The following is a 20447-nucleotide window of genomic DNA, read 5'->3' as shown; positions in this document are numbered from 1 at the left end:
GGTTTTCCTGTCTCCCGCACGATGCGCACCGCGCCCGCGCGGAACTCCGGATCGAACCTGCGTCTGGTCTCTCCCACGACCCAACCTTCTCCTTAGGTCAGATCTCCACGCTAGAAGGGGAAGCCCACCGCCGCCTGGCCGGGCGGCGGGTGGCCCAGAACCAGCCCACCGCGACGGCCTGGATGCCGACGACAGCGAGGGCGGGGGTCGTGGACGGGGGCCATGTTCGGCGGGCATGAGGTCAGGTGAACGTGCCAGGCGCCCGATCAAGCTAGGGCTTGTTCAGGTAGGCCAAGACGGCGCGGACGCGGCGGTTGGTGTCTTCGTCGTCGACGATGCCGAGCTTGCCGAACATGGAGGTGGTGTACTTGCTGATGGCGCTGTCGCTGAGGAAAAGGCGGCGGCCGATGGCCTGGTTGGACAGTCCCTCGGCCATGAGAGCCAGCACGGCGTGCTCGCGTTCGGTGAGCTGCTCGAGCCCGCGGCTTGGGGAACTGCTGGACAGCAGCTTGGCGATGACGGCCGGGTCCATGGCGGTCCCGCCGTCCGCGACGCGCTCCAGGGCGCCGATGAACTGGTCGGCGTCGAACACGCTGTCCTTCAGCAGGTAGCCGACGCCGCCGGATCCGTCGGCCAGGAGCTCCCGGGCGTACAGCTGCTCCACGTGCTGAGAGAGGATGAGGACCGGCAGCCCAGGCATCTCGGCACGGGCAGCCAGGGCCGCGCGCAGGCCCTCGTCGGACTGGTTCGGCGGCATGCGAACGTCGATGACGGAGACGTCCGGGCGCCATCTCCGTAGCGCCTCCAGCGTCTCGGGGCCCGTGGCCGCCGTGGCCACCACTTGGTGCCCGTACGCCTGGATCAGGCGGACCATCCCCTCGCGTAGGAGGTAGAGGTCTTCGGCTACAACGAGTCGCATGGCAGTGCCATTCTCACACGGGTCGGGCCGCCCGGCGGGCTGCTGATCTCCAGGGTGCCGTCGAAGACCGCGAGGCGGCGGCGCAGACCGGCGAGTCCGCCGTCGGCGCGCACATTGGCCCCGCCCCGCCCATCGTCCTCGACCTCGACGATGAGATCGGCGTCGTCCTGGGCGAGGGAGATCCGCGCCCGAGACGGCTGGGCGTGTTTGACCGCGTTGGTCAGCAGCTCGGCGACGCCGAAGTAGACGGCGGCCTCGATCGCGGGGTCCAGGCGCAGGCCGGCGTCGGCGCTGACGGCCACGTCGAGGGGGACGTCCAGGGCCAGGGCGCGGACGGCGTCGACGAGCCCCCGCTCGTTCAGCACTGGCGGGCTGATCCCCTTGACCAGTTCGCGAAGCTCGGCCAGCGAGGCGGCGGCACCGCCCCGCGCTTCCCGCATCAGCGCCTTCGCCTGGTCGGGGTTGGTCTCCATTAGTTTCTCGGCGGTCGCCAACGCGAGTCCGAGTGCGACCAGGCGGGCCTGCGCCCCGTCGTGCAGGTCCCGTTCGATCCGGCGGATCTCGGCGGCCTGCGCGACCGTTGCGTCCGCGCGCTGGGCGGTCAGTTCCTCCACCCGCTCGGTCATCGCCATCGCGCGCGACGGGCGCAGGAAGCGGACGGCGACTGGTACGAGCAGCCGCCAGGCGTACGGAGCTGTGGCGATGGCCACGACCAAGCCGAGCACTCCGGCCAGGCGCGCGGTGAGCCCCGGCTGGCCGAGCCCGAGGACCGCCGCGACCACCCCGGCCGGCGGAACGGCCGCTACCACGCCCGCGGCGAACGGCACGATCGCGGTGAACCGCACGTCGCGCCAGACGGCGGGATCCTTCCACCGCACCCGCCATTTCTGATCCAGGACGGCGTCACGCCGGCTGCGCTCGTAGGAGAAGCCGTTCCACCAGTACCCGGTGGACATCCGCACCACCGGCCCGGCCTCCAGGTAGCCGGCGGGGATGAAGGTGCCCGTCCACCTCGCCACCAGCGAACGGACCAGCCGGCAGACCGGTCGGGACAGCCCGAGGGTGCCCACGCACACCAGCACGAACGGCCCCAGCCACGACCATGGGTTCCCCGCGCCCCACCAGATGGCCCACGCTACGGCCACGGCCCACACGGCCGGGGCCGGCATGGTGACGACTGCCACTACGCACGACCGCACGAACCCCACGCCGATGCGCCCCGTCCAGGTACCCAACTGCCGCATGCCTCTTCCTTCGCCTCTCCATTCGATGCTTCTACTGTGCACCGCGAGGAGCACGCTACTGCCCTGACCGGCCAAGGAGTGGGGCTGGCCCCACCCACCCGTGTGCCTGGACCGATACCGCCTCGACCAACCGCTTCGTAGCGTCGCTAAGCATGGAATCCAACACACACACCACGACCGAGGCGGCACTCCTCAACACCCCCCGCACCCAAGGGGCCTTCGGCACGGCGAAGAACAGCATCAAGGTGTACGGCGCACTCAGCGCCATCGCCCTCTTGGCAGTCATCGTGGTATCGAGCAGCGGTCATATGGTGAACACGTTCATGTGGGTCCGGGCGGCCCTGCTGCCGGTGGTGGCCGTGCTGATCTACTGGATGACGGTCTCCGCTTCCCGGGGATCTCGACGGGCCTTCGAGCGCATGAATGCTCTCGCCGTCATCATGCCGATCGCGATCATCGGCGTCGACCTGATCCCGGAGATTTGTCCGCTGTGGTACGCCGTGATGCAGGTCGTCTGCATGCTGCCCATCATCCGGGTCGCGTTCATCACCCGCGGCTCCGCACTGCGCGCCGCCTTCCCCAAGAGGGGCTGATCGGGCGTCGAGCGCGCTTCTCCACCTTCGGTGACGCCTCTCCACCTTCGGTGGCGCCGGCCCGTTCCACGTGAGACGGCGTCTGCCGCTCCAGGGCAGGGTGTGGTGCCCTTCTCGTAGATGGCCCGTGGGTCCTGGGACGAGCAGGCACAGAGCTAGGGTGTTGGGACGACGGGCTTCTCGACAGGCGTGGTGGAGACGGCGGACGTTCGGGTTGCATCCGGATCGGGGTGGAGACTTTCCAAGTCTCCACCCCGATCCGCTGATGGTCGACGGCGTTCGTCGGTGGCCAGAGCCAGGCCGGAAGCACAGACGAGCACGTCCGGGGCTCAACCAGCCAGCCGCAAGCGCAAGCGCGCCGCCGTCGCCTCCTTCGCCAAGTGGGCGGTCCGCCACGACCTCCTGGCCGCCAACCCGATGGACCGCATCGACACCGTCAAGGTGCCCAAGACGCTGCCCCGCCCGGCCGCGGCCGCCGACGTCGCCCAGGTGCTGGCGGTGATCTGCTCGCGGCGGCCGCGCAAGGACCTGCCGCTAGACCGGCTGCGGGATCGGGTGCTGTTCGAGACCGCCTACGTGTGCGGCGCCCGCGCCTCGGAGGTGTGCGGTCTGTATGTCGAAGACCTGGACCTGCGCCTGGACGACGAGCACGTCCGCATCTGCGGCAAGGGCGGCAGCGTGCGCACCGTGCTGCCGGACGACCGCGGTTACGTCGCGCTGCTCAAGCTCTATCTGGCCCGCGCCAGCTACGCCGCGGGCCCGTTGTTCCGGGCCAGCATCAACGGTCGGGGCGGGCCGCTGTCGTACGACGCCGCCCACCACCGCTGGCAGGGCTACTGTGCCGCCGCCGGTGTGGAGATCGACATCCACCAGCTGCGTCATGCCCACGCCACCGAGCTCATCAACGCCGGGGTGTCCATCGAGGCCGTTCGCCGCCGCCTCGGTCACGCCTCCACCGAGACCACCCAGCTGTACGCGCTGCTGGACGACAAGGTCGCCGACGCCGAGATCCGCGCCGCCCGCCGACGCCGCGACCAAGCGATCCACTGACGACAAACCGCTCAGGGCCATCGCACCCTCTTGTGCCATCAGCGCAGGTCAGAGATGGGTTCGTTGGATTATCCGCGATTGCTACGAGGACCCCCAGTGGCGTCGATGCAGGTCATCAGGTTCTCCTGAGAGTTGAGAAGTGGGAGATAGGGAGTTCGGCGATGAGGGCGGGCCGCCCCTCGGCTCGGGGCGGCCCGCAGGCGCGGTTAGAAACCCGGCTCGTCGGAGTACGGCTGGAGCGCCGGCCATCGCGGGCTGCCGGTCGGCTCCGCGCCGGAAGGGGGAGGCCCGCCGGCGGCGGTCGGACTCGCCATGCTCGGCGCGATCGCGGTGGTCTTCGGCCGGCTGGGCGTACGCACGCTCAGGCTGTCCGACACGGACTGGGACCCGGCACCGCGATGGGCCGCTCCGGCGGCCCAAGCCACCGAAACAGCCTGATCGCGCAGGTGGAGGAGGAGGCCGACATGTTCGAGTGGCTCAAGGCTGAGCACGTCAGGTATTGCTGGCTGGCGGCGTTCGCGGTCACGGCGATCTTCGGGTTCGGGTACACGCCGTGGCAGACGATCCAGGAGTTGATCGCCAACCAGGGCGTCGGTGACGACGGGGCCATGCTCATCGCCTTCGCCGCCGGGTACACCTTCCCGGCCGCGCTCGGGTTCGCGCTGCTGTGCTTGCTCATCGACCGCGGGTGGCTACCGGTCAACGGGCACCTGCGCATCACCGTCGTCACCGCGATCTTCGTGATCACCGCAGCCCTGTCCCGGTCGCTCGGGCTCGGCCTGCTGGTCACCGCGGCCGACCCGGTGCCCGAGACCGGCAATCCGTTCGCGCGCATCCCGGCGTACGTGCTCGGCGCCTATCTCAACACCTACGGCTGGGGCCTCATGCTCACCGCGGCGGCCATCGCCTTGGCCTCGGTGGCCACCATCAGCGTGTGACTGCGAGGGAGGGAGAACGCTTCGGGCCGGTGACTTCCGTCAGATGTTCCCCCCCGTGACTGCGCTGACGACCATTATCCGATATCGCCTTTAACGACGAACAGTTGGCTATCCCTCGATGCTGACCTGCTTGGTTGCGGTCAGCGTGCCCCGGGCGGAGCCGACGTAGGTGCCTGAGGTCGGGGCCACGTCGGTGTAGTCACGTCCGGTGGCCACGGTCAGGTAGTCGAGCCCGGCGCGGCGCCCGTTGCACGGGTCGAACGCCACCGCACGGGCACCGGCGGGGTCGGCGACGATGACCTCCACCCAGGCGTGCGTGCCGCCCTCGCCGAGCAGGTGCCCGGAGACGTAGCGGGCGGGCAGCCCGGCCGAACGGCAGAGCGCGATCATGACATGGGCGGAGTCCTGGCACACCCCGTGGCCGATGGCGAGCGCCTCGGCGGCGGTGGTGGCGACGGTGGTCAGGTCGTGCGCATAGAGGATCGCCTCATGGACGTACGCGCAGAACCGCTCGGCGGTGTCCAGCCGCTCCTGGCCGCCCATCGCCGAAGCCAGCTCCCGAATCGCCTGGTCGGCGGCGGTCAGCCGGGTCGGCCGGAGGAATCGCGGGTCGGTGAGCGCGGCGGTGGGCAGGAGCGCGTCGGACCCCGGCCCGACCCGTTCGACGATGGCCTCCAGCGCGAACTCGACCCCGTCCTCCACCAGCGGCAGGCGGGACCGGGTGACCGTGTTGCCGGCGGCGTCCCTGCGATGGGTGGTCCGGGCGCCGGCGGCGGAGACCGTGATCGAGTGTGAACGCCGGCGTTGGTCACCGTGGCGGCGCGGCGGCACCACGACCAGACGGTGGTTCAGGTCGCGTACGGGTGCGTCATAGGTATAGCGGAAGCGCTGCCGCAGGACATAGATCTGGCGGGACTCGCACCCCACCCGAGTCGCGACCGTCATTCCCCCATACTGAACGGCATTTGTTTCCCAACAGTTAAGACTCGTGGCGGCAACATATCGGTGGTACGAATCCGAGTATGAGAGGGCTCTTGGACGGATATCCGCGCGGCCCGGCATATGACGAGATGTTCGGGGCGGACGGGCTGCCGCATCCGCACATGCGGGCCCTGTACGACGCCCTGCAGACGCTCACCGAAGAGGACCTGGCGCGGCGGGGCGCGGCGCGGGATCGCAGCTTCCGCGACCAGGGCGTCACCTTCTCCCATGCCGGTGAGGAGTGGGTCTTTCCGCTCGACCTGATCCCGCGGCTGATCCCCGCCGCCGAATGGGAGGTCGTCGAGGCAGGCGTCGCGCAGCGGGTGCGCGCGCTGGAGGCATTCCTCGCCGATGTCTACGGGGCGGGCGAAGTGATCCGCGACGGGGTGGTGCCGCGCTCGCTGATCACCACCTCGGCCGGCTTCTGCCGGCCGGCGCACGGCATCCGCCCGCCGAACGGCGTGCGGATCCACCTCGCCGGGATCGATCTGGTCCGCGATCAGGCGGGTGTCCTGCGGGTGCTCGAGGACAACCTGCGGGTGCCGTCCGGCATGTCGTATGTGGTGGAGAACCGGCGGACCATGGCGCGCGTCTTCCCCGGCCTGTTCCTGGAGCAGCAGGTACGGCCGGTCGCCTCCTACCCGGGACGGCTGCTCGACGCGTTACGCCGGTCGGCGCCGGCCGGTGTCGAACAGCCCACAGTGGTGCTGCTCACCCCCGGTGTCCACAACGCCGCCTATTTCGAGCACGCCTTCCTGGCCCGCAAGATGGGCATCGAGCTGGTCGAGGGCCGGGACCTGTTCTGCCGCGAGCAGGTCCTGTACATGCGTAGCATCGGCGGGCAGCAGCGGGTGGACGTCGTCTACCGGCGCGTCAACGACGACTTCTTCGACCCGGTGCACTTCAGGCCCGAGTCCGTCGTGGGATGTCCGGGCATCCTGAACGCGGCCCGCGCCGGTAACGTCACGATTGCCAACGCGATCGGCAACGGCGTCGCCGACGACAAGCTGACGTATACCTACGTCCCGGAGCTCATCGAGTACTACCTGGGCGAGCGGCCGCTGCTGCCCAACGTCACGACCTTCCGGCTCGACGATCCGGACGTCCGGGCGGACTGCCTGGCCCGGCTCGACCAGCTGGTGATCAAGCCGGTGGAGGGCTCCGGCGGCAGCGGCATCGTCATCGGGCCGCACGCCTCCGACGCCGAGCTGGCCGCAGTGCGTGAGCGGGTGCTGGGCGAGCCGCGAGCGTGGATCGCGCAGGAACTGGTGCTGTTGTCGACCTCGCCGGCTCAGCTCGGCGATCAGCTGTTGCCGCGGCACATCGACCTGCGGCCGTTCGCGGTCAACGACGGCGAGGAGGTCCGGGTGCTGCCCGGCGGACTCACTCGGGTGGCACTGCGGGAGGGAAGCCTGATCGTCAACTCCAGCCAGGGCGGCGGCTCCAAGGACACCTGGGTGCTCACCTCAAGGCCGGAGCAGGGGCCAGAGGCGGACGGGCCGCCGGCGTTCCCCGCGCAGGCGGTGCGGGGCTCCGTACCCGACCAAGGCCCCCACAACGATCAGCCGCAACAGCAACAGTGAGGGAGCGAGATGCTGAGCCGGGTCGCTGAGGCGCTGTTCTGGGTCGGCCGATACGTCGAACGGGCCGAGGACACCTCCCGGCTGCTCGACGTGCATTTCCACGAGGTGCTCGAAGACCCGGGCGTGGACGAGGCGGGCGCCTGCGCGGTCCTGTTGACCGTGATGGGGGTTCCGGAGACCACCGCGCAGCAGTACCGGGACAGCCGGGCCCTGCTGGAGTTGTTCGGCTACGACGAGGCCAGGCCCAACTCGATCGTCGGCGCTCTGGTCGCCGCTCAGCGGAACGCCCGCAGCGCGCGGGAGGCGCTCTCGGCGGAGATCTGGGAATGCCTCAACTCCACGCACAACTCCCTTCCGACCCGGGTGGCGGCCGCGCGCGATTTCGGTCCCGCACCGTTCTTCTCCTACGTCCGTGAACGCGCGGCCACCTTCGCGGGTTACGCCGAGGCGAGTATGAGCCGGGACGCGAGTCACGACGTGCTCGTCCTCGGCCGCAGCCTGGAGCGGGTGGACATGACCGCGCGCCTGCTCGCCGCCCGGATCGGCACCAAGCGGGGGAGTGAGGGCTGGACCTCGACCCTGCACGCCTGCTCCGCGCACGACGCTTACCTGCGTACCTACCAGCAGGGCGTCGAGGCTCCCCGGGTGCTGGAGTTCCTGCTGGTCGACCGGCTTTTCCCGCGGTCGGTCTTCCACGCCCTCAGCACCGGGGAGGAAGCGCTGGCCCGGCTCGATCCGGCGTCCGGGAGGTCTGCGCTGGACGAGCCCGCTCGCCGGGCGATCGGCCGGGCCCGGACCGACCTGGAGTTCCTGTCCGCCGCCAACCTCCTCGACGACCTGCCGGAACGGCTGCACGCGCTCCAGCGGACCGTGTCGACGGTCAGCGAAGAGGTCACCCGGCGGTTGTTCGCCGGGTCACCGCCGCTGCAGTGGAACCTTGAGGAGTTCGCGTGATGAGCTGGCGGATCGCGGTCCGGCACCGCACCGGCTACCGGTACACCGAACCGGTGCGCGCCTCGTACAACGAAGCGCGGTTGACCCCGCCGAGCATCGACGGGCAGCGCACCCTGCAGGCCGCCCTCGCCATCACACCGGCGGTCCGGCCCCTGCGCTACGTCGACTACTGGGGCACGACGGTGGACGCGTTCGACGTCCACGTCCCGCACACCGAGCTCGTCGTGCTGGCGACGTCGCTGATCGAGACTGCCCAGGCGCGGCCGAAGCCGGTCGGCGCCAGCTGGTCCGACCTGGCCGGCCCGGCGGTCCAGGACCGCTTCGCCGAGCTGCTCGCCGCCTCGTCGTACGTTCCGGCCGAGCCGGAGCTCACCGAGATCGGGCGGTCCCTGCGCGCCGGGTCGACGCCGGTGCAGGCCGGGTTACGCGCCGCCGAGTGGATCCACAAGACGCTGCGTTACGAGCGGGGCGCGACGCACGTACGCACCTCGTCGGCCGAAGCCCGCGCGGCCGGGAAGGGCGTGTGCCAGGACTTCGCGCACGTCACGCTCGCGCTGCTGCGCGCGGTCGGGCTGCCCGCCCGCTACGTCTCCGGCTACCTGCACCCGGCGGCGGACGCCGAGGTCGGGGAGGTGACCGCGGGTGAGAGCCACGCCTGGGTGGAGTTCTGGGCCGGTGACTGGGTCGCGGTCGACCCGACCAGCCTCGCCGACGTGGGCAGCCGGCACGTGCTGCTGGCCCGTGGCCGTGACTACGCTGATGTGCGACCGCTGTCCGGCGTCTACTCCGGCTCGGCGCCGGAGCACTTCGGCGTCACCGTCGAGGTCACCCGGCTCGGCTGACCGAGCCGCCGGAGTCTTCCTCCTCCGCGCGTACGATCATCGACTCCAGGACCGGTGCCCCGAACGTGGTGATCATGGCTACGTCAGACGCGTCCCGTCCACGTCCGATCAGGATCCGGCCCTTGCGCCGCTGGTTGTTGCGCGGATCGAAGGTCCACCACCGATCGCCCAGCCAGACCTCCATCCACGCGGCGAAGTCCATGGGCGCCAGGTCCGGCGGCACGTCCATGTCGGGCAGGTAGCCGAAGACATATCGCGCCGGGATGTTGAGTGCCCGGCAGAACGAGATCGCCAGGTGCGTGAAGTCGCGGCAGACGCCGAACCCGGCGGTGTTGACGTCCACCGCAGTCGACAGCGGACCGCTGCTGCCGTACTGGAACGTCAGGTGACTGTTGACGTGATCGCAGATCGCCTGTACGCGGGTGTAGCCGGTGGGCAGCGTGCCGAAGCGCGACCAGGCTTCGTCGCCGAGCATGTCAGGCAGGCAATAGCGGCTGGGCAGAGTGTAGATGAGAACGTCGTCGGGCAGCTCTTCCGGTGGCAGCTCCGGCGCCCGCTCGTCGGCGTCCTCGAACGCGTCGGGCACGAGCACCAACGCGTCGTAGCGCAGCGTGGACCGTCCGGCGGGGAGCACCACCCGCACACACGGATTGTCGTAGAGGTCGGTGTAGTGGCGGATGCGCAACTGCGGCTCCACCGACCACTCCTGCCCCACGAGACTGATCGGCGCCGCGTTCCGGAGCTCGACCTGTAAGACGGCCGGGGTGTCGGCGGCGGCGACGTGCACGAACTCGCATCCCACCCGCACCCGTCGCATGTCCACGACCTCATCGTGCTGCCGCGTTGTTTCGCTCACATTACTCATCCGTAGCCGATCTCATGCATTCGAGGAAGCCCTTGAGCGCCCGGTGGTCCGGCACGATGGTGGCGATCTCAACCTACTTGTCCGGGCCGTGCGGTCCTTCGCCGCCGGCACCGACCACACTGCCATCCTGCTCTCGGGTCCTCAGCGACGCACCATCGGCGATGGTCACATAAGCGACAAACTGGAACAATCACTGTTTGTGTTATCTCAGTGGTGATGTTCCCGTCTCCTGGTCGGAGCATCGGAGGCTCCGATCGGGGTGATGGATGTACGCGCGGTCGACGTACGAGGTCGAAACGGTGCTGGCGGCCGGGGCGGGCGATCACGGAGCGGTCGACGAGCTGGTCAGGGGCCATCTGCAGCTCGTGTACAACATCGCAGGGCGTCGCCATGAACGGCCACCCGGACGTGGACGACGTCGTGCAGGAGACGATGGCCAGGGTCGTGACCGGGGTGTCCGGGCTGCGCGACCCCAGGAGCTTCCGATCCTGGCTGGTCGCCATCACCATGAACCAGGTGCGGGAGTGGCGGCGGGCCACCGCCACCACTCCCGCCGCCCTCGACGAGGCGCTGGGCCTGGCCGACGCCAGTGCCGACATCGCGGGTCTCACCGTGACCCGGCTCGGCCTGTCCGGGCAGCGCAAGGAGACCGCGGAGGCCGGTCGCTGGCTCGACGACGACCGCGAGGTGCTCGCGCTGTGGTGGCTGGAGGTCGCGGACGAGCTCAGCCGGGCCGAGCTGGCCGCCGGGCTGGACCTGAACGAGAAACACGCCGCCGTCCGCGTGCAGCGGGTCAAGCGGCGACTGGAGTCGGCCCGCGCGGTGGTGCGCGCGCTCTCGGCCAAGCCCCGCTGCGCCGGGCTGGCGTACGTGGCCGACGGCTGGAACGGTACGCCGTCGCCCCTCTGGCACGGCAGTTCTCGTCTACCTGGGGGGCGATCTCGGTCATGTCGTCTCGCCTCCTAGAAGAGGGCGCCCTGGAGAGGGCGTGGGAAAGCGGGGGCCGTGGCGGCGAGCCGGTCATGAGACGGCGGCCATCAGGTTGCCGCCGCCGGGAGCGGTCAGGGCCATGGCGTCGGCCGACGCGATGGGGCTTCTCCTTGAGGTCGCAAACAGAAGGCCGGCCGCGCTGGGGCGCGACCGGCTCCTTGGGCATGCGCAGGGTTTCGGGATCAGGGGAGTGCCCTCGACGTCCCCGGGATCTCAGTCCCCGGTCTTGCGCAGGCAGACCAGCGGAATGCCGTCCAGGGTCAGGGGCTCGTCAGTGGGGTTTTGACGCTTTTTCGCCCGTACCGTGCTGCGGTCGTAGAGGTTGTCGAGAGCGACTCTCGCGCAGCGCGTCCTTCTGATCGTCTCGATGGTGACGATTCGTCCGCGCATGCCCTTGAAGTAGGCGGGCTTGATGCTGTGAATCTCCACGACATCGCCCTCCTTGAGTGCGGCCGCCGCAATAGCCTTGACGACTTCGCGGCGCTGTTCGATTGCGAGGACGAGCTGGTCGAGGGTGTCCTCGTCGGCCTGGCTGACGAAGGTCATGACGTCGGTAACTGTCACGCTCATGGTGGATGACCCCTTTCAGGTCAGCGGAAGGTTCACCAGCAGGGCGCGGGCGAAGTCCAGAAACGAGGGCTCGCCGTTGGCGACCAGCCGGACCGACAGCGCTTCGGCCCCGGACACGGCGATGCCGAGCAGCACGTCGCGGTGCTCGCGCACATCACCCCGGTGCAGTCGGTAGTCCTCCTGCCTGTAGGCGGCGGCGGCGTAGACCGGAGATGCGGTCGCGCCGGCGCGCGCCTCGTGGTCGTCGGAGTTGGTCCACCGGCGGCAGTCGCAGGCCGGGTCGCCGCAGCGTTCTGCCTCCAGATCCCGCCGCGTGCTGCGGTAGCTGGTCATTCGCCCGTTCAGCAGCGGGCACGCCTTGGTCGCGTACGGGGCGCAATCGGAGGGGTGGAGCGCGGGTTCGGCGGAGTAGCCGCGGGTGAAGTCCGCGGGCCGGATCAGCAGCGTGTACTTGCCTCCGGGTCTGGTCGAGAGCGGCTGGCCGCAGCCGCCGCACCGTTTCTCGGCCAGCAGTCGGTTGACCCGCCCGGGGTGGTTGATGCCGAATAGCGGTGGCCGCCGGTTGTCGTTGTGCCGGGCTGCCACCTCGGGCACGGCCAGGCCGCCGTGCACGGGGCAACCGGCCATGCGCTTGGGAATGCGGGGACTCACTCGTGGAGCCCGTCGAACATGATCGTCCGGTAGACGGCGTCGATCGCGGCGTCGGCCTCCACCTCGGACATCTCATCCAGCCCAAGCAGCGGCGTGGTGTCTACCGAGACGTCGGCCAGATGCGCATCCGCGATGACTTGCTGAATGATCGCGCGGGTTTCGGGCGTCATCCGTCGATCTCTCGTCCATGGCCGCGCGGGCGACGATCGATCATGCTGAACGGAACCGGGATCGCCTCGCCAGCGCTACGGGCGTGGGTCGGCCTGCGGCAAGCACAGGAGGTCTCCTCGCCGACCGAGGGGAGGCGGGCAGCGCGCCGCGGGGATGGGGTGACGTCATCGACAGCGGAGTGCCGTGTCCGCGAGGACGGGACAGGTCGATCCCAGCCAATGCCGTGATCGAGTACCTCGCTGACAGTGAGTGAATCGTCATCGCCGGAGGGCGCGACCAGCGGCTGGGCGATGAACCCGGCGACCTGGCGTGGCCTCTGGTGGTCCACGACCGTCAGTGGCTGGTCCGGGCGGCGGCCGACGACCTGATAGCCCGGGAAGTGCTCGGTTAGCCGGGCCAGCACGTTGCGGTTGATCGCCACGGGGTGGCCGCGCAGCACCCCGATCTGGCCGTCCCTAAACGACCAAGGCGACCAGCCGACTGCGTACCGGGGCTTGCCGACCGGTGTCCTGTGCTTGGCCCAACGCACGGCTAGGTTGATCAGCGTTGTCCGGTCAAGCAGTTCCGGTGGATCGCTTCGGGCCCAGGTGTAGGTGCCGTCGGGCGGCAGCCCGGGCAGCTGGGCGACGCTGATCGGGCCGCAGCCAGTGGCCTGGCCGACGTCGAGGTACAGCCTGGTCAGGTCCCACAGCACGTACCGGTCACTGATGAGGATCTGGCCGTTGGTCCGCTGGAGGACGACCAGCTTGGGATTGATGAGCAGGTCGAAGATTACTTCGCGCAGGCGCGGGTGGCTGGCGTCGTGCTTGCTGGTGGGAAACGGGGTGCGGGGGTTGTGGCTTGCGTGCGATCTCATCGCCGATGGTCTGCTTCCTCGATGGTGATAGTGGTGGCGGGGGTGGCGTTCTGGCGGTAGTGGTCGAGCAGGTCGATGACGGTGACGTTGTCGTGGTCGCGGCCGCTCTCGGCTCGCCGCAGCAGCTCGGCCAGTGCGTAACCGCCCTCCTGATGGATGCCGGCGAGCGTGCCGAGCTGGTCGGTCAGCGCGATCTGGTGCTCGTCGCCGTCTCGGGGCAGCAGGTGCGCGGTCAGCCCGCTCGTGGCCACGATCAGCCGCACAAACCGCTCGATGGCGATGGTGCGCGAGTGCGGCCACAACCCGGCGTGCTGCTGGAAGACGTTGCACGGCGTGGTCCAGGGCGGGCACGACGGCGCGGTCAGCATCTCCACGTGCCCCGTCGCCGTCGTCCCCGGCTTCGCCGATCGACCGTAGGAGGAGAAGGATGAAGAAACCCTCGCCGTTCAGGAGGGATGACCTTGAGGCGGCCGCCCGTCCGGCTGGCCTCCCGGTTGCCGTCCCCTGGAAGCACTGGAGGTTAGGGCCGCAGAGCGATTCGCGCGCCACCGCCCAGATGGGTGGCCGCCGCGGTCGAGGGGAGGAGACCGCGATGAAGGCATCGATAGGAGACCGGCTGATCGTCGAGGGAACCTACAACCATGAGCCCCGGCGGATCGGCGTGATCACGGAGTTGCGGCATGATGACGGTTCCCCACCGTACGTTGTGCGCTGGACGGACTCTGAACGTGAAACCCTCGTGTTCCCAGGGCCGGACGCCCGTGTGGTGAGCAAACAGGAGCGAGAGTCATCGCTTCCGCCTCTGTGAGCGCGGGTGTCCATACGGCCCAGCGACACTCGGAGTTGACCGGGGTGCCGATCGCTGTGCGTGGCCCAGCCCCTCGGACGGAACACGAGCGGTGGGTCAAGCACCGCTTAAGGCGTTTCCTCGGCCGTGATACCGCCTCTGCTTCATGGCGCTGGCTAGCCCCGTGGCCGAATCACCGCGACCGGGCAGGTGACGTGGTGCAGCACACCGCGGCTGACCGAGCCGAGCATCGCCGAGGCGAAGCCGCCCATCCCACGCGAGCCCACTACGACCAGATCGGCCGAGGCCGAGGCGTTCATGAGAGCGGCGACGGGGTGCTCGCATACCTGCTCATCGGTGAGCTCGACATCCGGGTTCTTCTCCCGCCACGGGCTCACCGCCTCGCGGGCCGCACGCTTCTGCTGCTCGAAGGCGCTCTCCAGCGCGCTGCTGTAGGCGGTGGCGTACGGCGTGGACAGCGGCGCCTGCCAGGCGTAGACCACCTGCAAGCGGGCCTGACGGGCACGCGCCTGCTCGATGGCGTACTCCATCGCCGCCCGCGCGCGCTCCGAGCCGTCGTAGCCCACCACGATCTGGCCGTGCCGGCCCTCGACGGGGCCACGCACGACGACGACGGGCCCGGCGGCATGCCCGGCCACGGCCATGCTGACCGAGCCGAGCACCATCCCGGTGAATCCGCCGAGTCCCCTGCTGCCCAGGACCACGCTGTCGGCCGAGGCCGACTCGGCGATCAACTGCTCGACGATGTTGCCCTCGCGCAGTTCCGTGGTCACATCCACCCCTGACGCCAGCTCGTGCGCCCTGTTGGCGGCGGCCTGGAGCGCTTCGGCGGAGTACTCCGCTTCAGCCTCGTCCAGGCTGAGCGGCCACTGGGCCTTGCCCAGGCTGGGCGCCCATTGCTCGCACACGTGTACGAGGCGAAGCGAGCGTCCGCGGCGGCTCGCGTCATCGGCCGCCCACTCGACCGCCGCAGTCGCCGGAGCGGAACCATCCACGCCCACTACGATCTGTCCTGCCATCACACACTCCCTTTCACTGGCCTGGCTCTCACTTGCCAAGCTCCCGAACATCGCCCCGACCGCTCCACGGCCGCCGCGTCCCCGCCTTGACCGGGGCTGTAAGTGATCAATCGGGTTTCATTTGAGGGCGCCGGAACCGCCATGGCGCCGTCGGCCACCGAGCGTGGATCGCCGCCAGGGCCCGCTCGAGCGCCTGCTCCGGGGACGCGCTGGTGTCGATCTCGGTGGTATCAGGCCAGGGCACCGCCCTCGCCGTGATGGCGGCGGCGATCGCCTGGTCGGCGTCGGACATCCCCCCTTCGCGGTGGGTCAGTCGCTCCGCGATCAGCTGCGGCAGCGCGGTGCAGCGCAGGGTCACGAGGTCGCTGGATGTGCGCCGCGCCAGGTGCTCGGCAGCCTCCCGCGGTTCGGCATCGCTCCAGGAAGCGTCGAGGGTGACCGGTTCGCCGTGACGCAACAGGGTCTCCGCCCGGGACAGCAGCTCGTGGTACGTGCGCTCGGTCCACTCCCGGCTGTAAATGCCTTCGCCGAAGGGAGCTGGCGCGGGTTGTTCGGCCGCGATCCCGGCGAGTTCCTTGCGAATGCGGTCGCTGTGCAGCAGCGTGTAGCCGAGCCGGTCGGCGATCGCCGCGGCGATGGTGGTCTTGCCGGTGGCCGGAGTCCCACCGACAAGGACCAAGGTCACCGCTCCGGCCCGCAGGTGGCGCAGCGCCAGCTCGGCGAGTTCGCGAGCCGCCCGCGCCGCGCTGGAATCTCCCTGCTGATGCCGCAGACCGGCGACCTTGGCGCGGACGAAGGCCCGGTAAGCGACGTAGTGATGCCACAGCGACGGCGGCGCGAGATCACCGGAGAACTCGGTATACCAGTGGAGGAACAGCTCGGCCAGCCGAGGGGCGCCCAGCCGCTCCAGGTCCATGGCCAGGAAGGCGGCGTCGTCCAGGCCATCGACAAAGCGCAGCCGTTCGTCGAACTCCAGGCAGTCCAGGATCCGTGGCCCGTCGTCCAGGCAGAAGATGTCGTCGGCCAGCAGGTCGCCGTGGCCGTCCACGATGCGCCCCTCGCTGAGCCGGGTGGCGAACAGGGGCTCACGACCGTCGAGGAAGCGCAGAACGAGTCGTTCGATCTCCTTGACCACCTCGGCGTCGAGAACCGCATCCGGCAGCGCCCGGACCTGCTCGAAGCTCGCCGTCCAGCGGCCCCGCAGCGCCTGTACCTCCCCCTGCCTGTCGATCAGCGGGCTGTGGCTGCTCCGGCCGTGCAGGCTCGCGACCATCCGGGCGACCTGGCGTAGATGCTCCTCCACTGGTTCGCCTGAGCGGATCATCGTGGCGAGACGGCGGTCCTCGGCCATGCGCCGCATCACCACGAGATGTTCGCAGAGCTGCCCGTCGGGGCCGAGCACGTCAGCGACCCCCTCGTAGACATCGGGTGCCAGCCTCCGGTTGAGCTTCACCTCCTCGTGGCAGATGGCCCACCGAGCCTCGCGAGTGGTGAAGTCCAGGAAGCCGAGATTTACCGGTTTCCTCAGCTTGACGGCCTGATCCCCGAGAAGGATCACCACTGCGGAATGCGTCTCCTTGATCTGTGCCCACGGTCCCATCGATGACGCCTCCGCGCTCTGCCGCCCATCTGGCCAGGGCCTGGCTCGCCTCGTCTTGCGATGTGCTCTCCCGACTGCCCGTATCTGTATTTTCCCAGGTCAATGCGGCTTACTCGGTCACGGGCCTACCACGATGACGGGCGGGTGTGAGCGCGGGCATACGGCTCGATCACATCGACCAGGCCATGGACCCGCTGGATCATCCGCGCGGCGATCTCCTCGTCGCTGCGGCGGTTCACAGACCCGCTGAGCGTCACGACACCCCTGTCCACCCTGATGTAGACGTCGGCGGCGTCGGATAACCGGCAGCCTCTTGACCCCGTGCTCCTCCATGTGCCGTGCCGCCTCAACCGTGATCCTGCCGTATCAGGAGTCGGGCTTGAGCTCGTCCAACGCCTCGCGCAGGTAGCCGGGGAAGTCACACAGGGTCGCTTGGGCCGCGGCAGTGAGCAGGATCCACGGATCCGCTGGTCGCCAAATCGGAGCGGATAAGCATCTTAGGTGCTAGCGACGCCGTGGGCGTGGAATTGGGCGTGTACGCGGTCGAGCAGGTCCTGATCGGGTGGCGCGACGTCGGTCAGCGGAAAAGCTAGGCCGAGTTTGCGGTATTTGTCCGCAGCCATGCGGTGGAAGGGCAGGACGTCGACGTGTTCGACGTTGCCCAGTTCTGCGACGAAGCGGGCCAGGCCGTCCACGTTCTCTTCTGCGTCGGTGAGTCCGGGGACCAGGACGAACCGTATCCAGGTGGGGCGGCCGAGTGTGGCGAGCCGGCGGGCGAAGCGCAGGGTGGGTTCCAGCGGGCCGCCCGTCACCTTGCGGTAGGTGGCTGGGTCGGAGGACTTGATGTCGAGCAGGACCAGGTCGGTGTCGGCGAGCATGGTGTCGTCGGCACGGTCGCCGAGCAGGCCGGAGGTGTCCAGGGCGGTGTGCAGGCCGCTGTCGTGGCAGCGGTGCAGCAGTTCGGCGGTGAAGCCGGGCTGGAGCAGCGGCTCGCCGCCGCTGATGGTCACCCCGCCGCCTGCCACCGAGATGAAGCGCCGGTATCTGTCGATCTCGGTCATGACCTCCTGCACCGTGACCTGGTGACCGTCGCGCATCCGCCAGGTCTCGGGGTTCTGGCAGTACAGGCAGCGCAGCGGGCAGCCGCAGGTGAACACCACGAAGCGGGTGCCGGGGCCGTCCACGCCGATGGACAGGTCCCAGGAGCTGATCACTCCGGTGCCCGGTGGTGCCGGCGGGTGGCACAGCTCGATGGCGGCCCGCCGGAGCTCGGCCTGGCGGGTGTTCACAGCGATCCGTGGAAGGTGCGGTTGATGACGTCGCGCTGCTGTTCGGGGGTGAGCCGGACGAAGTTGACGGCGTAGCCGGAGACGCGGATGGTGAGGTGCGGGTAGCGGTCGGGGTGTTCCATGGCGTCCAGCAGTACGGCGCGGGTGAGCACGTTGACGTTCATGTGGAAGCCGGCCGCGTCGAAGTATCCGTCCAGCACTCCGAGCAGGTTGTCCACGCGTTCGGCCGGTGTACGGCCGAGCCCGTCGGGGGTGGCGGTGTTGGTCAGGGAGATGCCGTCGAGCGCTTGGTCGTAGGGGAGTTTGGCCACCGACAGTGCGGAGGCGACCAGGCCGTGGCGGTCGCGGCCGTTGCTCGGGTTGGCGCCGGGGGCGAACGGCTCTCCGGCACGCCGGCCGTCGGGGGTGTTGCCGGTGTGCTTGCCGTACACGACGTTGGAGGTGATCGTGAGCACGGACTGGGTGTGCTCGGCGTCGCGGTAGGCGGGGTGGCGGCGGATCTTGGTCATGAACGCGCGGACCAGGTCGACGGCGATGGCGTCGGCGCGGTCGTCGTTGTTGCCGTAGGCGGGGTAGTCGCCGTCGACGGTGTAGTCGACAGCCAGGCCGCTCTCGTCGCGGATCACGTTGACGCGGGCGTGCTTGATGGCCGACAGGCTGTCGGCGGTGACGGACAGTCCGGCGATGCCGCAGGCCAGGGTGCGTTTGACGGGGTAGTCGTGCAGGGCCATCTCGATGCGCTCGTAGGCGTATTTGTCGTGCATGTAGTGGATGACGTTCAGCGCGTTGACGTAGGTGGCGGCCAGCCAGTCCATCATCCGGCCGAGCGCCGCGGAGACCTGCTCGTAGTCGAGGTGGTCGCCGGTCAGTGCTGGGTACGGGGGGCCGATCTGTTCGCCGGTGACCTCGTCGCGACCGCCGTTGATCGCGTACAGAAGTGTCTTGGCGAGGTTGACCCGGGCGCCGAAGAACTGCATCTGCCGACCGACCGGGGCGGCCGAGACGCAGCAGGCGATGGCGGTGTCGTCGCCGAAGCGCGGCCGCATCAGGTCGTCGCTCTCGTACTGGATCGAGCTGGTCTCGATGGACAGCGCGGCGCAGAACCGCTTGAACGGTTGCGGAAGGCGCGGCGACCAGAAGACGGTGAGGTTCGGCTCGGGGGCGGGGCCGAGGTTGCGCAGTGTCTGCAGGTAGCGGTAGCTGGTGCGGGTGACCAGCGTGCGCCCGTCCGAGCCCATGCCGCCGATCGACTCGGTCACCCAGGTGGGGTCGCCGGAGAAGAGCTGGTCGTATTCCGGGGTGCGCAGGAAGCGGACGATGCGCAGCTTGATGACGAAGTCGTCGATGAGCTCCTGCGCGCGCTCTTCGGTGATCAGGCCCTCGGCCAGGTCGCGCTGCAGGTAGACGTCGACGAAGGTAGAGGTGCGGCCGAGCGACATGGCGGCGCCGTTCTGCTCCTTGATCGCGGCCAGATAGGCGAAGTACAGCCACTGGATCGCCTCGCGTGCGGTGGTGGCGGGATGGGAGATGTCGTAGCCGTAGGAGGCGGCCAGCTGCTTCAGCTCGGCCAGGGCGCGCAGTTGCTCGGCCAGTTCCTCGCGGTCACGGATCACCGCGTCGGTGGCGAAGGCGCCCTCCAAAGAGCGCAGCTCGGCCCGTTTGGCCTCGATCAGTCGGTCCACCCCGTACAGCGCGACCCGGCGATAGTCGCCGATGATCCGGCCACGGCCATAGGAGTCGGGCAGGCCGGTGATGACGCCCGCCCGGCGGGCGCGCCGGATCTCGGAAGTGTAGGCGTCGAACACGCCGTCGTTGTGCGTCTTGCGGTACTTGGTGAATATCTTCCGTACCAGGGGATCGAGGGTGCGGCCGTAGGCGGCGAGGCCGGATTCCACCATGCGCAGTCCGCCCGCGGGCATGATGGCGCGCTTCAGCGGCGCGTCGGTCTGCAGACCGAAGATCAGCTCGCGGTCGGCGTCGATGTAGCCGGGGCGGTGGGAGGTGATGGACGACGGCGTCGCGGTGTCGACGTCGTAGATCCCGCGCCGTCGCTCCTCGGGGAACATCGCTGAGACCTTCGCCCACACGGCCGCGGTGCGCTCCGTCGGGCCGGCGAGGAACTCCGCGCCGCCTTCGTAGGGCGTGTAGTTGGCCTGGATGAAGGCACGCACGTCCACCGCCGACCGCCAGGCTGTGCCGCTGAAGCCGCGCCATGCCCCGAGCTCGGTGGGGTGGCCCGTCGTGGTCGTCATCGGTGCTCCCTCATGTCGCATGCCTGCTCTTCTTTCGGTTGTGGCCGGCGTATCGGCGTCATCCGCGGGACAGGACCACCTTGAGGGCGCCGGTCGCCGTCGGGTCGGCGAAGGTCTCGTATGCGGTGGTCATGTCGTCCAGCGTGAAGCGGTGGGTGATGAATGTGCTGGGGTCCAGCCGTCCGGCGGCGATCATGTCCAGGAGGGTCGGCGTGGAGTAGGTGTCGACCAGGCCGGTGGTGATGGTGAGGTTGCGGATCCACAGGTCTTCG

23 protein-coding genes and 1 pseudogene are annotated in these 20447 nt (G+C 69.3%); 9 read left to right on the top strand and 15 right to left on the bottom strand.

The genetic code is table 11. From position 1 onward, the window contains the following. Positions 1-271 precede the first annotated feature (271 nt). Complete coding sequence (locus LDL49_RS54610; RefSeq protein ID WP_225302863.1) at positions 272-919, bottom strand: response regulator transcription factor; 648 nt, start codon at positions 917-919, stop codon at positions 272-274. Next, on the bottom strand, positions 904-2163 hold the full coding sequence (locus LDL49_RS54605; protein WP_225302862.1) for a sensor histidine kinase: 1260 nt from the start codon (positions 2161-2163) through the stop codon (positions 904-906). The genes LDL49_RS54610 and LDL49_RS54605 overlap by 16 nt, the downstream gene beginning before the upstream one ends. A 152-nt stretch (positions 2164-2315) precedes the next feature. Here LDL49_RS54605 and LDL49_RS54600 point away from each other — a divergent pair, with 152 nt between their 5' ends. From LDL49_RS54600 to LDL49_RS54590, 4 genes are all read left to right on the top strand, one after another. Beyond that, positions 2316-2756: a hypothetical protein gene (locus LDL49_RS54600; protein ID WP_225302861.1), complete on the top strand. Its 441-nt coding sequence runs from the start codon at positions 2316-2318 to the stop codon at positions 2754-2756. Positions 2757-3041: 285 nt separating this feature from the next. Further along, positions 3042-3806 (top strand): tyrosine-type recombinase/integrase, encoded by a 765-nt coding sequence (locus LDL49_RS54595; protein WP_225302860.1) that lies wholly within the window; start codon positions 3042-3044, stop codon positions 3804-3806. 312 nt (positions 3807-4118) lie between these two features. Next, positions 4119-4244: a hypothetical protein gene (locus tag LDL49_RS58030; RefSeq protein ID WP_263656716.1), complete on the top strand. Its 126-nt coding sequence runs from the start codon at positions 4119-4121 to the stop codon at positions 4242-4244. Positions 4245-4270: 26 nt separating this feature from the next. Then, positions 4271-4744: a hypothetical protein gene (locus LDL49_RS54590; protein ID WP_225302859.1), complete on the top strand. Its 474-nt coding sequence runs from the start codon at positions 4271-4273 to the stop codon at positions 4742-4744. 108 nt (positions 4745-4852) lie between these two features. Here the strand turns inward: LDL49_RS54590 and LDL49_RS54585 are convergent, their stop codons facing one another. Beyond that, entirely contained in the window at positions 4853-5689 is an 837-nt protein-coding gene (locus tag LDL49_RS54585) for a transglutaminase family protein (RefSeq protein ID WP_225302858.1), read from the bottom strand. A 77-nt stretch (positions 5690-5766) separates the two neighbouring features. On the opposite strand from LDL49_RS54585, the gene LDL49_RS54580 reads away from it, so the two are divergent. Genes LDL49_RS54580 through LDL49_RS54570 form a run of 3 tightly spaced genes read left to right on the top strand, consistent with a single transcriptional unit; the run spans position 5767 to position 9104 of the window. Then, positions 5767-7308 (top strand): circularly permuted type 2 ATP-grasp protein, encoded by a 1542-nt coding sequence (locus LDL49_RS54580; protein ID WP_225302857.1) that lies wholly within the window; start codon positions 5767-5769, stop codon positions 7306-7308. Between the two features lie 9 nt (positions 7309-7317). Continuing rightward, entirely contained in the window at positions 7318-8262 is a 945-nt protein-coding gene (locus LDL49_RS54575) for an alpha-E domain-containing protein (protein ID WP_214633824.1), read from the top strand. Next, positions 8262-9104, top strand: a complete 843-nt coding sequence (locus LDL49_RS54570) for a transglutaminase family protein (protein WP_225302856.1) — start codon at positions 8262-8264, stop codon at positions 9102-9104. Before LDL49_RS54575 ends, LDL49_RS54570 begins: the two co-directional genes overlap by 1 nt. On the opposite strand, the gene LDL49_RS59000 is transcribed toward LDL49_RS54570, so the two are convergent. Next, positions 9088-9960, bottom strand: a complete 873-nt coding sequence (locus LDL49_RS59000; RefSeq protein WP_225302855.1) for a transglutaminase-like domain-containing protein — start codon at positions 9958-9960, stop codon at positions 9088-9090. The genes LDL49_RS54570 and LDL49_RS59000 overlap by 17 nt on opposite strands. A 399-nt stretch (positions 9961-10359) precedes the next feature. On the opposite strand from LDL49_RS59000, the gene LDL49_RS54560 reads away from it, so the two are divergent. Then, the gene (locus LDL49_RS54560) at positions 10360-10935 is read left to right on the top strand and encodes an RNA polymerase sigma factor (protein ID WP_225302854.1); all 576 of its coding nucleotides are present in this window, start codon (positions 10360-10362) and stop codon (positions 10933-10935) included. Between the two features lie 237 nt (positions 10936-11172). On the opposite strand, the gene LDL49_RS54555 is transcribed toward LDL49_RS54560, so the two are convergent. Genes LDL49_RS54555 through LDL49_RS54535 form a run of 5 tightly spaced genes read right to left on the bottom strand, consistent with a single transcriptional unit; the run spans position 11173 to position 13581 of the window. Then, positions 11173-11523 carry a hypothetical protein gene (locus tag LDL49_RS54555; RefSeq protein WP_225302853.1) on the bottom strand — a complete coding sequence of 117 codons (351 nt, stop codon included), beginning with the start codon at positions 11521-11523 and terminating at the stop codon, positions 11173-11175. 21 nt (positions 11524-11544) lie between these two features. Next, positions 11545-12180 (bottom strand): hypothetical protein, encoded by a 636-nt coding sequence (locus LDL49_RS54550; RefSeq protein WP_225302852.1) that lies wholly within the window; start codon positions 12178-12180, stop codon positions 11545-11547. Continuing rightward, positions 12177-12350, bottom strand: a complete 174-nt coding sequence (locus LDL49_RS54545; RefSeq protein ID WP_225302851.1) for a hypothetical protein — start codon at positions 12348-12350, stop codon at positions 12177-12179. Before LDL49_RS54545 ends, LDL49_RS54550 begins: the two co-directional genes overlap by 4 nt. After that, positions 12347-13207: a hypothetical protein gene (locus LDL49_RS54540; RefSeq protein WP_225302850.1), complete on the bottom strand. Its 861-nt coding sequence runs from the start codon at positions 13205-13207 to the stop codon at positions 12347-12349. Before LDL49_RS54540 ends, LDL49_RS54545 begins: the two co-directional genes overlap by 4 nt. Beyond that, positions 13204-13581 carry a hypothetical protein gene (locus LDL49_RS54535; protein WP_225302849.1) on the bottom strand — a complete coding sequence of 126 codons (378 nt, stop codon included), beginning with the start codon at positions 13579-13581 and terminating at the stop codon, positions 13204-13206. The genes LDL49_RS54540 and LDL49_RS54535 overlap by 4 nt, the downstream gene beginning before the upstream one ends. Before the next feature lie 53 nt (positions 13582-13634). Between LDL49_RS54535 and LDL49_RS58995 the strand changes: the two genes are divergently transcribed. After that, entirely contained in the window at positions 13635-14015 is a 381-nt protein-coding gene (locus tag LDL49_RS58995) for a DUF1918 domain-containing protein (protein ID WP_308016314.1), read from the top strand. A gap of 155 nt (positions 14016-14170) precedes the next feature. Here the strand turns inward: LDL49_RS58995 and LDL49_RS54525 are convergent, their stop codons facing one another. The 6 genes and pseudogenes from LDL49_RS54525 to LDL49_RS54500 form a co-directional block, all read right to left on the bottom strand. Next, positions 14171-15034 (bottom strand): universal stress protein, encoded by an 864-nt coding sequence (locus tag LDL49_RS54525; protein WP_225302848.1) that lies wholly within the window; start codon positions 15032-15034, stop codon positions 14171-14173. 106 nt (positions 15035-15140) lie between these two features. Continuing rightward, positions 15141-16595, bottom strand: a complete 1455-nt coding sequence (locus tag LDL49_RS54520; protein WP_225302847.1) for a bifunctional aminoglycoside phosphotransferase/ATP-binding protein — start codon at positions 16593-16595, stop codon at positions 15141-15143. Between the two features lie 164 nt (positions 16596-16759). After that, the gene (locus LDL49_RS58990) at positions 16760-16873 is read right to left on the bottom strand and encodes a hypothetical protein (protein WP_308016313.1); all 114 of its coding nucleotides are present in this window, start codon (positions 16871-16873) and stop codon (positions 16760-16762) included. A 258-nt stretch (positions 16874-17131) separates the two neighbouring features. Continuing rightward, positions 17132-17923 carry a pyruvate formate-lyase-activating protein gene (pflA, locus tag LDL49_RS54510; RefSeq protein WP_225302845.1) on the bottom strand — a complete coding sequence of 264 codons (792 nt, stop codon included), beginning with the start codon at positions 17921-17923 and terminating at the stop codon, positions 17132-17134. Continuing rightward, positions 17920-20175, bottom strand: coding sequence for a formate C-acetyltransferase (gene pflB / locus LDL49_RS54505; protein ID WP_225302844.1), 2256 nt, complete (start codon positions 20173-20175; stop codon positions 17920-17922). The genes pflA and pflB overlap by 4 nt, the downstream gene beginning before the upstream one ends. Positions 20176-20233: 58 nt before the next feature. After that, positions 20234-20447: pseudogene (locus tag LDL49_RS54500) on the bottom strand (alcohol dehydrogenase); the annotation flags it as partial.

This window comes from Nonomuraea aurantiaca, from assembly GCF_020215705.1.
In the GTDB taxonomy this organism is placed as follows: domain Bacteria; phylum Actinomycetota; class Actinomycetes; order Streptosporangiales; family Streptosporangiaceae; genus Nonomuraea; species Nonomuraea aurantiaca.
Note: the sequence above shows the minus strand (reverse complement) of the source record. Positions and strands in the feature narration are given on the sequence as shown.